We start from the raw sequence: 13,242 nt of genomic DNA, 5'->3' as shown, positions 1-13,242 counted from the left end.
GGTCCCCGGTGGGGAGCTTAAGGTGGAGGGCGTGCCGCTTCACCCCACGCATCCCGCGCTCGCCGACGACTACACGCCCCCGCCGCTGATCCAGGCGTACCGCGGCCGGCGTCCTTCGACGGCCTCGGGGGCCGACTACACCCCGGTGTGGTTCATGCGCCAGGCGGGACGATCGCTGCCGGAGTACCGCGAGCTGCGCGTCGGCACCGACATGCTCGACACGTGCCTGAACCCGGAGCTCGCGAGCGAGATCACCCTGCAGCCGGTGCGTCGCCACGGCGTCGACGCGGGCATCTTCTTCAGCGACATCGTCATCCCGGTGAAGCTCGCCGGCGTGGGCGTGAGCATCGTCGCAGGACGCGGTCCGGTGCTCGAGCACCCGGTGCGGACGGCGGCGGATGTCGCGGCCCTTCCTCCGCTCGATCCCGGGGCCCTCGCCCCCATCCGCGAGGCCGTCGCGCTCACGGTCGCGCAGCTGGGCGCGACGCCCCTCATCGGCTTCGCGGGCGCGCCGTACACGCTGGCGTCCTACCTCGTCGAGGGCGGGCCGTCGAAGGAGCAGCTGAAGACCCGCGCCCTGATGCACTCCGATCCGGCCGCATGGGAGTCCCTGCTCACGTGGTGCGCCGACATCACCGGCGCGTTCCTCACAGCCCAGATCGAGGCGGGCGCCTCGGCGGGCCAGCTCTTCGACTCGTGGGCGGGCTCGCTGAGCCTCGCCGACTACACCGAGCGCGTCGCGCCGTTCTCGGCGCGCGCCCTCGACCCGGTGCGCGGGCTCGGTGTGCCGCTCGTGCATTTCGGCGTCGGCACGGGCGAGCTGCTCGCGGCGATGCGGGGCATCGGCGTCGACGCGGTCGGCGTCGACTGGCGGCTCCCCCTCGACGAGGCCGCACGCCGCGTCGGACCCGGGTTCACGCTGCAGGGCAACATCGACCCGGCGCTCCTGCAGGCGCCGTGGCGCGTGCTCGAGGCGCACATCGACGACGTCCTCCGGCGCGGGCGCGCCGCACGCGCGCACGTGGTGAACCTCGGCCACGGCGTCCCGCCCGACACCGATCCGGCCGTGCTCACGCGGATCGTGGAGCACGTCCACGCCCATGCCTGACTTCGCGGTCGTGGGCGGCGGCGTGGCGGGACTCGTCGTCGCACGCCGGCTCGCGGCCGCGGGTGCCGAGGTCGCGCTGTGGGAGGCATCCGATCGCCTCGGTGGAACCGTGGCCGGCCACGAGGTCGCCGGCATCCGACTGGATGCGGCGGCCGAGAGCTTCGCGGTCCGGGGAGGAGTGGTCGCCGACCTGCTGACCGAGCTCGGCATGGCGGGCGAGATCGTCGAGCCCGCGCCCGGTCCGGCCTGGCTGCAGCCCGCTCGCGGCGACGCCGTGCCCCTGCCGGCGACCGCGCTCCTCGGCATCCCGGCCGACCCGCTCGCGCCCGACGTCGTCCGCGTCGTCGGACGCGATGCCGCCGAGCTCGCCGCGATGCTCGACACGGCGCCGGTCGGCACCGTGCCGGACTCCCTCGGCGAACTCGTGCGTGCACGGCTCGGCGCCGGCGTGCTCGACCGGCTCGTCGCACCCGTCGTGCACGGCGTGCACTCGCAGCACCCCGACGACCTGCCGGTGGAACGCGCGCACCCCGGCCTTGCGGATGCGGTGCGCGCAACGGGGTCGCTGGGCGGCGCCGTGGTCCGGCTGCGCGCCGCGGCTCCTCCCGGGTCGGCGGTCGCCGGCATCCGGGGCGGCGTGCACCGGCTCGTGCCCGCGCTCGCAGACGACCTCGTGCGGCGCGGCGGCGTCGTGCATCTCGGTGCGCGCGTCGACGACCTCGGCTCGCTCGACGGGACGCCCGTCGTGGCGGCGCCCGGCATCGCCGCCCCCGCGGCCCCGGGCCGGCGCATCGACCTCGTGACCCTCGTCGTGGAGCAGGACGAGCTGGATGCCGCGCCGCGCGGCACCGGACTGCTCGTGGCCCAGGGCGCACCGGTCGGCGCGCGCGCTCTGACCCACGCGACCGCGAAGTGGGCGTGGCTGCGAGAAGCCGCCGCCGGGCGCCACGTGCTGCGGCTGTCGTACGACGAGCTTCCCCCCGACCCGGTCGCCGCGGCCCGCGCCGACGCCGAGTCGCTGCTGGGCGTGCGGCTTCCGGTCGTGGTCGACGCGGCCCACGTGACGTGGACGCGCCCGGCCGCGTCGAGCGCCGCGCCGGGCGTCGCGGTCGTCGGCGAGACCGTGGCGGGATCGGGGCTTGCGGGCATCATCGCGCACGCCGAGCGCACCGCCGCTGCACTCGTGGCGGATCCCGGCCTTCCGGCACGCTGACGCGTTTCGTCTCGCTTCGCTCGCTCAACGACCGGAGGGCAAGGCGCGTTTCGTCTCGCTTCGCTCGCTCAACGACCGGAGGGACGGACGCGTTTCGTCTCGCTTCGCTCGCTCAACGACCGGAGGGCGGGCGCGACTTCGGCTCGCTTCGCCGCTCAACGGGCGGAGGGCGGGGGGATCCCACGCGGGAGGGGTGAAAGGATAGGAGCATGACGGATGCCTCGGCGAGCTCTTCCCCCGAAGCCCTCGGCTACACGCTGTGGGCCGTGTTCCGGCGGGACCCGGAGTGGGCCTCGACCGGCCCCGGGCTCGCTCCTGTCGGGCACCTCGCCGAGACGATCGCGCAGATCGAGGAGACCGGGGTCACGGTCCGCGGCTTCTACGACGTCTCGGCGCTGCGCTCCGACGCCGACCTCATGGTGTGGCTCCACGGCACCAACGGACGCAACACGCCCCCCGAGGCGCTCCAGTCCGCGCTGCGCACGCTGCGCCGCGCCGCGCCGCTGCGAGCGCTGCTGCCGGTGTGGAACGCGATGGGCGTCCACCGCGACGCGGAGTTCACAGCGAGTCATCTGCCTGCCTTCATGCGCGGCAAGGAGCCCGAGGCGTGGCTGACCGTGTACCCCTTCGTGCGGTCGTACGACTGGTACATCCTGCCTGACGACGAGCGGCGGCAGATGCTGGCCGACCACGGCCGCAAGGGCGCCCAGCACCGCACGGTGCTGAGCAACACGGTCGCGTCGTTCGCCCTCGGCGACTACGAGTGGATCCTCGCCCTCGAGGCGCCGGAGCTGGTCGAGCTGGTCGACCTCATGCGCGACCTGCGCCAGACCGAGGCCCGCCGTCACGTCCGCGACGAGGTGCCGTTCTTCACCGGGCGGCGGATCGAGATCCGGGAGATCGCCGAGGTGCTCGCGTGACCACCGTCCGCATCGGCACGCGCGGCAGCACGCTCGCCCTCACGCAGACCGGGATGGTCGCCGACGACCTGGCCGATGCGACCGGGGTCTCCACCGAGCTCGTCACGATCACGACCGAGGGCGACCGCTCGAACGAGCCGCTCTCGCGTGCAGGGGGCGCGGGCCTGTTCACCGGTGCCCTGCGCGACGCGCTCCTCGAGGGTCGCTGCGACGTGGTCGTGCACTCCCTCAAGGACCTCCCCACGGCACCGCACGACGGGCTCGTGGTGGCCGCCATCCCCGCCCGCGAAGATCCGCGCGACGCGCTGTGCGCGCGCGACGGGCTCACCCTCGAGATGCTCCCCGCCGGCTCCCGCGTCGGAACGGGGTCGCCGCGTCGCATGGCGCAGCTGCGCGCCCGGCGCCCCGACCTCGAGGTCGTCGACATCCGCGGCAACGTCGACACGCGGCTCGGCCGGGTGACCGACGGCGACCTGGATGCCGTCATCCTGGCCGCGGCGGGGCTCACGCGCATCGGCCGCACCGACGTCGTCACCGAGTTCCTCGACGCCGACGCGTGGCCGACGGCCCCCGGCCAGGGGGCGCTCGCCGTCGAGGTGCGGCGCGGCGACGAGCACCTCGTCCAGGCGCTCGACCACGCCGAGACCCGGGCCGCGGTCGAGGCCGAGCGCGAGGTGCTCGCCCTCCTCGAGGCCGGCTGCTCGGCCCCCGTCGGCGCACGCGCCGTCGTCGACGCCGGCCTCCTGCTGCTGTCGGCCAGCGTCTACAGCCTCGACGGCACCACTGCCCTGACGTCGTCGCACGCCACCGGATGGCCCGACGACGAGGGCGATCCGTCGCGCGAGGTCGCGGCATCCGTCGCCCGTGAACTGCTCGATGCCGGCGCAGCCGGCCTGACCGGAGAACGCCCGTGACCCACGGCTCTGCCTACCCGGAGGGGGCGAGCCCCCTCGACCCCCGCCACCGCCCCACCGACCGGCCCCGGCGGCTTCGCGCCACCCCCGCGATGCGCCGCCTCGTCGCCGAGACGCGTCTGCACCCGGCCGAGCTGATCCTGCCGATGTTCGTGCGCGAGGGCGCGGGCGAGCCGGTGCCGATCTCGTCGATGCCGGGCGTCGTCCAGCACTCGACCGAGTCGCTCAAGGGAGCGATCGCGGATGCCGCGGCCGCCGGCATCGGCGGCGTCATGCTGTTCGGCGTGCCCGAGCACAAGGACGCCACGGGCTCGGGCGCGACCGATCCCGACGGCATCCTCAACGTCGCGACGCGCATCGCCGCCGCCGAGGCCGGCGATGCGCTCGTCGTGCAGACCGACCTGTGCCTCGACGAGTTCACCGACCACGGCCACTGCGGCGTGCTCGATGCGAACGGCTACGTCGACAACGACGCCTCGCTCGAGCGCTACCGCGACATGGCCGTCGCCCAGGCCGAGGCGGGCTCGCAGCTGCTCGGGCTCAGCGGCATGATGGACGGCCAGGTCGCGGCCGTGCGCGACGCGCTCGACGACTCCGGCTTCGACAGCACCCCGATCCTCGCCTACGCCGCGAAGTACGCCTCGGCCTTCTACGGCCCGTTCCGCGAGGCGGTGCAGTCGTCGCTGCAGGGCGACCGCCGCACGTATCAGCAGGATCCCGCGAACCGCCGCGAGGGCGCACGCGAGGTCGAGCTCGACCTCGCCGAGGGCGCCGACATCGTGATGGTCAAGCCCGCGATGAGCTACCTCGACGTGCTGTCCGACACCGCGGCGACCAGTCCCGTGCCGGTCTGGGCCTACCAGGTGTCGGGCGAGTACGCCATGATCGAGGCCGCCGCCGCACACGGCTGGATCGACCGGCGGCGGGCGATCGAGGAGTCGGTGATCGGCATCCGTCGCGCCGGCGCCGACGCCGTGCTGACCTATTGGGCGCTCGAGCTCGCGGAGTGGATCCGATGACCGCCACCAACGCGCAGGAGTTCGCCCGCGCGCAGGGCGCGATGCCCGGCGGCGTCAGCTCGCCGGTGCGCGCGTTCGGCTCGGTGCACGAGACGCCGCGGTTCTTCGTGTCGGCGTCGGGTCCGTATGTCACCGATGTCGAGGGGCGCGAGTACGTCGACCTCGTCGGGTCGTGGGGTCCTGCGATCCTCGGGCACGCGCACCCCGCGGTCGTGAAGGCGGTGCAGGATGCCGCGGCCCGCGGTCTCGGCTTCGGCGCGTCGACGCCGGGCGAGACCGAGCTGGCCGAGCTGATCGCGGCGCGCGTGGTGCGCCCCTCGGCCGTTGAGCGTGCGAGCGCCGGCGAGCGAGACGAAACGTCTCGAACCGATGAGAACCCGCAGCTTCAGAGCGTTTCGTCTCGCTTGATCGCGCTTCCCGAGCCTGTCGAAGGGCGCTCGACGACCGGAACTCATCCCGTCGAGCGCGTGCGCCTGGTGTCCACCGGCACCGAGGCGACGATGACCGCGATCCGCCTCGCGCGCGGCGCGACCGGACGCGACCTGGTCGTGAAGTTCGCCGGCCACTACCACGGGCATTCCGACGGGCTCCTTGCCGAGGCGGGCTCGGGCGTCGCGACGCTCGCGATGCCGGGCTCGGCGGGGGTGCCCGCCGCGATCGCCGCGCAGACGCTCGTCATCCCGTACAACGACGTCGACGCCGTCCGCGAGGTGTTCTCGGCGCGCGGGCATCAGATCGCCGCGATCATCGTGGAGGCCGCCCCCGCGAACATGGGCATCGTGCCGCCGGCGCACGGGTTCAACGCCGCTCTCGCCGACATCGCGCATGAGCACGGCGCGCTGCTCATCCTCGACGAGGTGCTCACGGGCTTCCGGGTCGGCGCCGCCGGCTGGTACGGCATCGACCCCGTGCCCTTCTCACCCGACCTCATCACGTTCGGCAAGGTCGTCGGCGGAGGGCTCCCGCTCGCTGCGCTCGGCGGTCCGGCCGCGCTCATGGAGCTGCTCGCGCCGCTGGGCCCGGTGTACCAGGCCGGCACGCTCAGCGGCAACCCGCTCGCCGTGGCGGCGGGTCGCACCACGCTCGACCACCTCGACGCCGACGCCTATGCCCGCATCGACGCCGCGGCGACGACGATCGCCGATGCCGCGGCATCCGCCCTCGCCGACGCCGGGGTGACGCACGTGCTGCAGCGCTCGGGAAACCTGTTCTCGATCCAGTTCGCCGCCGAGCCGCCGGTCGACTACGACACGGTCCGGGCGCAGGAGGCGTTCCGCTACCCGCCGTTCTTCCGCGCGATGCTCGAGCAGGGCGTCTCGCTGCCGCCGTCGGTGTTCGAGGCGTGGTTCGTCTCGGCTGCGCACGACGACGCCGCGGTCGGCCGGATCGTCGAGGCGCTTCCGGCCGCCGCGCGGGCCGCCGCCGAGGCCCGCCCCGGCTGACACCGCGGGAGACCTCGGCGCCGGGCGCTGCGCCTCGCGGCGGCGTACGCTACTCAGCCATGGCAGCAGTGAAGCTTCGCGTGCTCGCGGTGGGCTTCGCGGTGTCGCTCGCCCTGTCGGCGTGCGCGCCCGCAGCGCCCGCGCCCTCGAGTCCGACGACGACGGATGCCGCACCTGCGAGTCCGTCGCCGACGCCGACGTGGACGCCGTCCGAGTTCGACGCGGCGCTGTCGGCGGAGCTCATCGAGATGCTCGCGCAGGACCAGGCCGACCGGCTGGAGGGCGGAAGCAGCGGCCCCGGCACCGACGCGACGCGCACCGAGCGACTCCGGCAGATCATCCGCGACCGCGGCTGGCCCACGTACTCCCTCGTCGGCGAGCAGGCCGAGGACGCGGCCTGGGCCATCGCACAGCACTCCGACCACGACCCGGACTTCCAGCGCGAGGCCCTCGCGTGGCTGCGGGTCGCCGTCGAGAACGACGACGCCTCCCCCGGCAACCTCGCCTACCTCACCGACCGCATCGCGGTCGGTGCCGGCGAGCCCCAGGAGTACGGCACGCAGATCGGCTGCGGCGAGGGCGGCCCGGTACCTGCCACCCCGATCCGCGACGAGGCCACCGTCGACGAGCGCCGCGCGGAGGTCGGCCTGCCGCCCCTTGCCGACTACTACGCCGAGCTCGAGGCGATCTGCGCCGAAGACGAGCAGTACTGACGGACGGAGCAGCATGGCCACCCTCGACGACGTCCGCCGGCTCGGCTCGGAGCTCGAGCGCTCGTACGAGGTGCGCGTGCGCGGACGCCTCAAGTTCCGCGTCGGGCAGATCGTGTACGTGGCCTTCTCGCTGGACGAGACCGTGATGGGCTTCGCGTTCCCCAAAGAGGAGCGGGAGGCCCTCGTCGGCGGCTCACCCCACAAGTTCCAGTTTCCGGGCGAGTCCGACATGCGATTCCACTGGGTGCACGCCGAACTCGCGGCGCTCGACCCGGCCGAGGCGCGCGAGCTCGTCGTCGACGCGTGGCGCATGGTGGTGCCCCAGAAGCTCGCGCGCGCCTACGACCTGGCGCACCCGGACGGACCCGGCTGAGAGCGAGCCGGGCAGCCGGTCACATCGCGACGGCGACCTGCGGCAACACGACGTCGAACCGGCATCCCCCGGGCACGTTGCGGGCCGAGATGTCGCCGTCGTGCGCCTTGACGATGCCGTGCGCGATCGCCAGGCCCAGTCCGGATCCGCCGGCGTGAGGGGTGGGCTCGGGCGTGCGCGACGAGTCGGAGCGCCAGCCGGCGAGGAAGATCTTCGGCATGTCGGTCTCGGCGATGCCGCCCCCGGCGTCGACGACCGAGAGCATCGCCGTGCCGTCGCCCATGTCGCGGGTCGTGACCGAGATCTCGCTGCCGGGGGGCGAGTGCTGGAGGGCGTTGATCAGAAGGTTCGCGACGACGCGGGCGAGTTCGCGAGCGTCGCCGGTGACCGTCAGGTCGGGGCTGGGCGACTCCCGGATCGTCACGTCGTGCGCCGCGGCGAGCGCGCTGAGCTCGGCGACCGCGTCGCTGACCAGGTCGTACAGCGACACCGGCTCCATCGCCAGTGCGAGGCGGCCGGACTGGATCTTCGACAGCTCGAACAGCTCATCGACCAGCGCGGAGAGGTGATCGACCTGCGCGCGCATCTGCCGGTGGAAGCGCTGCGGGTCGTCGGCGAGCCCGTCCTCGAGGGCCTCCGCCATCGCACGCAGCCCCGCCAGCGGCGTGCGCAGGTCGTGCGAGATCCAGGCGACGAGCTCGCGGCGGGAGGTGTCGAGGGCCTCCACCTCGGCGCGCGCCTCCTCGAGGCGACGGCCGGCGCGGGCCAGCTCGCCCTGAAGCGTCGCCAGCTCGGAACGATCCGACGATGCCGGAGGGACGACCTGGACGCCGTCGCCGATGTCACGCGCGAAGCGCTGCAGCCGCGCCGACTGGCGGGTGAACGTGCGCCCGAGCACGGCGGCGGCCGCGAGCGAGACGACGGTGGCGCTGCCGGCCACCCACACGCCGACGAGCAGGTCGTGCGGCGAGAGGTACATCGCGTTCGCGACGGCGATCATTCCGCTCGTGACCGACAGCATCGCGGTGAGCACCACGATCATCAGCTGGACCATCAGCGGCATCCGCCGGGCGATCCGCAGCGCGAGAAGGCCCAGCAGTCCGACCACGACGGCGCACAGCAGGGCGATGCCGACGATGGATACGAGATCGGGGAAGGGGATCACTCGGCCTCCCCCGGCTCGAACCGGTACCCGACGCCCCAGACCGTGCACAGGCGCCGCGGATGCGAGGCGTCGTCCTCGATCTTCTCGCGCAGTCGTCTCATGGTGACCGTGACGGTGGAGAGATCGCCGAACTCCCAGCCCCACACCGCACGCAGCAGCTCCTCGCGCGTGAACACGCGGCGCGGATGCTTGAGCAGGAAGGCGAACAGGTCGAACTCGCGGGTCGACAGTGCGAGCGGACCTCCGTCCTTGGCCACGACCCGCGCCGAGGCGTCGAGGTGGAACGGGCCGATGTCGAACGGCGCCTCCGGGGCGAACTCGGTGAGACTGCGGCGCATCACGGCCTGGACGCGCAGCACCAGCTCGCGCGGGGAGAACGGCTTCGTGATGTAGTCGTCGGCCCCGGCCTCCAGCCCGCCCACGCGGTCCTCCGGGGCGCCGAGGGCGGTGAGGAGGATGACGGGGATGTCCTCGGTCTCGCGGATGCGGCGACACACCTCGGCGCCGTCGATGCCGGGCAGCATGCGGTCGAGCACGACGAGGTCGGGGGCGCGTTCGGCGATGGTGTCGAGCGCTGCGAACCCGTCGGTGGCGACCTCGACGATGAAGCCCGCCGCCTCCAGGTACGTGCCGACGACCTCCCGCACGGTCGCGTCGTCCTCGACGACGAGGACGCGACGGTCGGCCAGGTCTGCTGTCGGCTGCGCAGTCCGGGTACTGGACATGTCCACAGGATAGGCCGCGCACGGGCCGCACGAGGTGGAGTCGCGCAGCGGACGCCGGGTTGTCCGCGCTTCGTAATCCTTTGCCCGGGCTCGGCACTCCGCTCCGCCTCTACCGTCGATTCATGACCGCTGTCGACGTCGTGTTCCCGTGCCTCGACGAGGCCAGGGCGCTTCCGGGGGTGCTGTCGGCACTGCCGGACGGGATGCGCGCCATCGTGGTCGACAACGGCTCCCGCGACGGCTCGGCAGACGTCGCGGCCGCCCACGGCGCGTTCGTCGTGGACGAGCCCCGTCGCGGCTTCGGCGCCGCCGCCCACGCGGGCCTGCGGGCCGCACGTGCGCCGATCGTGGCGTTCTGCGACGCCGACGGGTCGTTCGACTCGGCGGAGCTCGCACGAGTCGTGTCGCCGGTGGCGGCGGGCGAGGCGGACCTCGTGCTGGGCCGTCGCCGGGCCGAGCCCGGATCGTGGCCGGTGCACGCGCGCGCGGCGAACGCGTATCTGGCGTCCCGGCTGACCACGCTCACCGGCGCCCGCCTGCACGATCTCGGGCCGATGCGGGCGGCGCGACGCGACGCGCTGCTCGCCCTCGATCTGCGCGACCGGCGCAGCGGGTACCCGCTCGAGATGGTGCTGCTCGCGGCGCGGCAGGGCTGGCGCATCGCCGAGGTAGACGTCCGGTACCGCCCGCGCGTCGGAAGGTCGAAGGTCACCGGCACGGTGCGCGGCACGGCGACCGCGATCGCCGACATGTCGCGCGTTCTGCGGGAGGTCGCGCGGTGACCACCGTGGTGGTGATGGCGAAGGAGTGCCGGCCGGGGCGGGTCAAGACCCGGCTGCACCCGCCCTTCAGCCTCGAGCGCGCCGCGCTCATCGCCGAGGCGAGCCTGCAGGACACCATCACGACCGTCACCGACCTCGCGGTCGACGGACGCGTGCTGTGTCTCGACGGTCTCGCCGCACCGCCCCTCCCGGCAGGGTGGGAGCTCGTGCTCCAGGGATCGGGCGGTCTCGACGAGCGGATCGCCGCGGCGCTGGACGCATGCGACGGACCGACGCTGGTGATCGGCATGGACACGCCGCAGCTGACCGCGGCAGACCTGCCGTCGCTGACCGGCTGGCCCGACGGCGTCGACGCGTGGCTGGGCCCCGCGACCGACGGCGGGTTCTGGGCTCTCGCACTGCGGGAGCCCCGCGGAGACGTGGTGCGCGGGGTGCCCATGTCGCGCGCCGACACCGGGGCGCGCCAGCGCGAGAGCCTCGAAGCGGCCGGACTGCGGGTCGGAATGCTCGCGCCGATGACCGACATCGACGACGCCGCATCGCTGCGCGCCGTCCAGCCTCGCCTCGGCGACGGGCACCTCTCGCGCCTCCTGCGGAGCATGTCGTGACCGGCATCGCCCCGCACGCGGACGCCTTCGGGCTCCACTACGAGCGCGCACTGCGGGAGCCGACCGGCCCCGTCGTGCTGCGGGAGGCCGCGGCATCAGGCGGCACGCATCACGACGTCGACCGGTACCTGGCGCGCGCCGACGCGCTGGAGAGGCGGATCGCCCGTGGCCTGTCGGGTCCGGTGCTCGACGTCGGCTGCGGTCCGGGGCGCATGGTGCGCGCGGCACGGGAGGCGGGACTCGCCGCGCTCGGCGTGGATGTGTCGGCCGCGGCCGCGCAGATCGCGCGCAGCCGCGGCATCCCGGTCATCCAGGGCTCGGTGTTCGACCCGCTCCCGCACGAGGGCGACTGGGGCACGACGCTGCTCCTCGACGGCAGCATCGGCATCGGCGGCGATCCCGGCGCCCTGCTGTCGCGGTGCCGCGACCTGCTGCGGCCGGACGGCCGCATCGTGGTCGAGACGCACGCCGACTCCCGCCGTGACCGGCGGTTCGCGGGAGTGCTCGCGGACGAGAACGGGGCGACCGGCGGCACGTTCCCGTGGGCCGAGGTCGGACGCCACGCCCTGCGGCGGCACGCGCGCGACGCGCGGCTGCTGCCGGTCCGCGAGTGGACCGCGGAGCGCCGGTGGTTCGCCGAGTACGCGCGCACGGCGGCGGTCAGCGGCGATCGCGCCGCACGGCGACGCGCCACGTGACGAGGACGACGAGCGCGATCACGGCCCACACGACCACCAGCCGGGTCGCGTAGTCGCCCACGAGGATGGTCGGGTTGGGCGATCCGCGCCCCTGCGCCCAGATCTCGGGCAGGACGTAGAGCGACAGGACCGCACCGGTGACGAATCCGAGCTGCGCGACCGCCGTCACCACCTCGGGGCGCCGCTCGGCCCCCCGCCACCATCGGGCATGCATCGCCGACTCGACGGGCGCGATGACGCCGTCGTGCACGACGACGACCGCCAGGAGCCAGACGGCCAGCGCGAGCAGCGATGCCGGCGAGAGCGTCGTGACCAGGAGCAGCGCGCCGTACCCGCCGAGACCGGCGCCCACGACGACGAGCACGATGCGGGAGATCCTCATGCCGGCAGCTCCTCGATCGTCGCGAGCCACTTCGTCTGCAGCACCCCGGGCCTGCCCGGCGCGATGATGCGCGCCGGGTAGCCGTGGTCGAGATCGAGCACGGCGCCGTTCACCTCGAGCGCCACGAGCGTCAACGGGTCCCAGGCGACGTGCGGCGGCATGGTCGTGGCGCGATAGGGCCCGCGGCTCTGCAGGCTCTCCAGCCGGATCGTGCTGGTCCGAGCCGCTCCGGCATGCTCGAGCAGGTCGCCCAGTCGCACTCCCCTCCAATGAGCCCTCGTGCTCCAGCCCTCGACGCACGCGATCGGCAGCACGGCCTCGGTCTGCGGCAGCCGCGCGAGCTCGTCGCGGGTGTAGTGCCGCCGCCCGCCCGTTCCGCGCACCTCCAGGCGCCACGCGGTGTCGCGTGCGGTCTCGGTGACCCCGGCCTGCGCGGCGGTCCGGTTCACCGGGAGCGCCTGCGGTCCCTGGCCCTTCACCCGCGGGGCGAACAGGTTGAAGGGGGCGAGTGCGTCGAACGACTGCCCGGCGGTCAGGGCGACGAGGGCGGCGGCGGACGCCCCCACGCCGGCGAGGAATGCGCGTCGGCGCATGTCGGTCACGTCGGCTCCTCGGGGGTGGTGGTGTGGCGCCAGTGCCGCACGATCAGCGGCAGCTTGACGCCCACGTGGACCACGATCGCGCCGGCCAGGACCCACGCCAGCGCCCAGTGCGTCCGCGTGAACGAGAACGGCCAGGGATACCACTGGAAGGTGTTGAGCGTGCCCATCAGCAGCTGGAGCAGAGCCGTCGACACGAGCACGGCGACGGACGCCCGCTCGATCACATCGGCGAACGACCTCACGGGAGGCCACGCGAACAGGCGCGGGTAGACCACCCACAGCTTGGCGAGCACGAGCGGCAGCAGCGCCGTCCCGACGGCGACATGCAGTCCCTGCGTCCACGCGTAGAGCTCGACCGGGCGCGTCGGCAGCGGCAGCCACGCGATCGGATGCTGGTGCAGATGGCTGAACACGCCGGTGAGGAAGCACACCGCGAACCCGATCCCCACGATGCGGCCGAGCACCACCGCCGTCCGTGGTGTGCGCTCGGGGGCGTCGAGCGCCTGCCGCGCACCCGCGGCCCCGCGCTCGAGCACCGTGCTCAGCCGCTGCGTGTACCCGCCCATGCCGCCCAGTGT

Annotated in this window: 16 protein-coding genes; 11 read left to right on the top strand and 5 right to left on the bottom strand. The window is 73.9% G+C overall.

Annotated features, from left to right (window positions below; translation table 11 throughout):
- Positions 1 to 31: 31 nt before the first annotated feature.
- The 8 genes from hemE (at position 32) to IM778_RS05430 (ending at position 7,702) form a co-directional block, all read left to right on the top strand.
- Entirely contained in the window at positions 32 to 1,108 is a 1,077-nt protein-coding gene (gene hemE, locus IM778_RS05470; protein ID WP_228484766.1) for a uroporphyrinogen decarboxylase, read from the top strand.
- Positions 1,101 to 2,321 (top strand): protoporphyrinogen/coproporphyrinogen oxidase, encoded by a 1,221-nt coding sequence (locus IM778_RS05465; RefSeq protein WP_194411043.1) that lies wholly within the window; start codon positions 1,101 to 1,103, stop codon positions 2,319 to 2,321. Before hemE ends, IM778_RS05465 begins: the two co-directional genes overlap by 8 nt.
- A 209-nt stretch (positions 2,322 to 2,530) precedes the next feature.
- Positions 2,531 to 3,241 (top strand): hydrogen peroxide-dependent heme synthase, encoded by a 711-nt coding sequence (hemQ, locus tag IM778_RS05460; RefSeq protein WP_194411042.1) that lies wholly within the window; start codon positions 2,531 to 2,533, stop codon positions 3,239 to 3,241.
- A complete protein-coding gene (gene hemC / locus IM778_RS05455; RefSeq protein ID WP_194411041.1) occupies positions 3,238 to 4,155 on the top strand; it encodes a hydroxymethylbilane synthase in 918 nt (305 codons plus the stop codon). The genes hemQ and hemC overlap by 4 nt, the downstream gene beginning before the upstream one ends.
- Positions 4,152 to 5,174: a porphobilinogen synthase gene (hemB, locus tag IM778_RS05450; RefSeq protein WP_228484765.1), complete on the top strand. Its 1,023-nt coding sequence runs from the start codon at positions 4,152 to 4,154 to the stop codon at positions 5,172 to 5,174. The genes hemC and hemB overlap by 4 nt, the downstream gene beginning before the upstream one ends.
- Positions 5,171 to 6,616, top strand: coding sequence for a glutamate-1-semialdehyde 2,1-aminomutase (gene hemL / locus IM778_RS05440; protein ID WP_228484764.1), 1,446 nt, complete (start codon positions 5,171 to 5,173; stop codon positions 6,614 to 6,616). The genes hemB and hemL overlap by 4 nt, the downstream gene beginning before the upstream one ends.
- A gap of 59 nt (positions 6,617 to 6,675) precedes the next feature.
- Positions 6,676 to 7,329, top strand: coding sequence for a DUF6624 domain-containing protein (locus IM778_RS05435; protein ID WP_194411040.1), 654 nt, complete (start codon positions 6,676 to 6,678; stop codon positions 7,327 to 7,329).
- 13 nt (positions 7,330 to 7,342) lie between these two features.
- Complete coding sequence (locus IM778_RS05430) at positions 7,343 to 7,702, top strand: MmcQ/YjbR family DNA-binding protein (RefSeq protein ID WP_194411039.1); 360 nt, start codon at positions 7,343 to 7,345, stop codon at positions 7,700 to 7,702.
- A gap of 19 nt (positions 7,703 to 7,721) precedes the next feature.
- Here IM778_RS05430 and IM778_RS05425 read toward each other — a convergent pair whose 3' ends face one another.
- Positions 7,722 to 8,867, bottom strand: coding sequence for a sensor histidine kinase (locus IM778_RS05425; RefSeq protein ID WP_194411038.1), 1,146 nt, complete (start codon positions 8,865 to 8,867; stop codon positions 7,722 to 7,724).
- Positions 8,864 to 9,592, bottom strand: a complete 729-nt coding sequence (locus tag IM778_RS05420; RefSeq protein WP_194411037.1) for a response regulator transcription factor — start codon at positions 9,590 to 9,592, stop codon at positions 8,864 to 8,866. The genes IM778_RS05425 and IM778_RS05420 overlap by 4 nt, the downstream gene beginning before the upstream one ends.
- A 122-nt stretch (positions 9,593 to 9,714) precedes the next feature.
- Between IM778_RS05420 and IM778_RS05415 the strand changes: the two genes are divergently transcribed.
- From IM778_RS05415 to IM778_RS05405, 3 genes are read left to right on the top strand one after another with little or no spacing between them, the layout of a single operon-like run.
- Positions 9,715 to 10,374: a glycosyltransferase family 2 protein gene (locus IM778_RS05415; RefSeq protein WP_194411036.1), complete on the top strand. Its 660-nt coding sequence runs from the start codon at positions 9,715 to 9,717 to the stop codon at positions 10,372 to 10,374.
- Positions 10,371 to 10,982 (top strand): TIGR04282 family arsenosugar biosynthesis glycosyltransferase, encoded by a 612-nt coding sequence (locus IM778_RS05410; RefSeq protein WP_228484763.1) that lies wholly within the window; start codon positions 10,371 to 10,373, stop codon positions 10,980 to 10,982. The genes IM778_RS05415 and IM778_RS05410 overlap by 4 nt, the downstream gene beginning before the upstream one ends.
- The gene (locus tag IM778_RS05405; protein WP_194411035.1) at positions 10,979 to 11,680 is read left to right on the top strand and encodes a class I SAM-dependent methyltransferase; all 702 of its coding nucleotides are present in this window, start codon (positions 10,979 to 10,981) and stop codon (positions 11,678 to 11,680) included. Before IM778_RS05410 ends, IM778_RS05405 begins: the two co-directional genes overlap by 4 nt.
- Here IM778_RS05405 and IM778_RS05400 read toward each other — a convergent pair.
- From IM778_RS05400 to IM778_RS17720, 3 genes are read right to left on the bottom strand one after another with little or no spacing between them, the layout of a single operon-like run.
- Positions 11,643 to 12,062 (bottom strand): hypothetical protein, encoded by a 420-nt coding sequence (locus IM778_RS05400; RefSeq protein WP_194411034.1) that lies wholly within the window; start codon positions 12,060 to 12,062, stop codon positions 11,643 to 11,645. The two genes, IM778_RS05405 and IM778_RS05400, sit on opposite strands and share 38 nt — an antisense overlap.
- Positions 12,059 to 12,655 (bottom strand): molybdopterin-dependent oxidoreductase, encoded by a 597-nt coding sequence (locus tag IM778_RS17725; RefSeq protein WP_228484828.1) that lies wholly within the window; start codon positions 12,653 to 12,655, stop codon positions 12,059 to 12,061. Before IM778_RS17725 ends, IM778_RS05400 begins: the two co-directional genes overlap by 4 nt.
- 5 nt (positions 12,656 to 12,660) lie before the next feature.
- Positions 12,661 to 13,230 (bottom strand): hypothetical protein, encoded by a 570-nt coding sequence (locus tag IM778_RS17720; protein WP_228484762.1) that lies wholly within the window; start codon positions 13,228 to 13,230, stop codon positions 12,661 to 12,663.
- Between the last annotated feature and the right edge of the window lie 12 nt (positions 13,231 to 13,242).

Origin of the sequence: Microbacterium cremeum (genome assembly GCF_015277855.1) — a bacterium.
Lineage (GTDB): Bacteria > Actinomycetota > Actinomycetes > Actinomycetales > Microbacteriaceae > Microbacterium > Microbacterium cremeum.
This window is presented reverse-complemented; position numbering and strand designations above follow the sequence as displayed.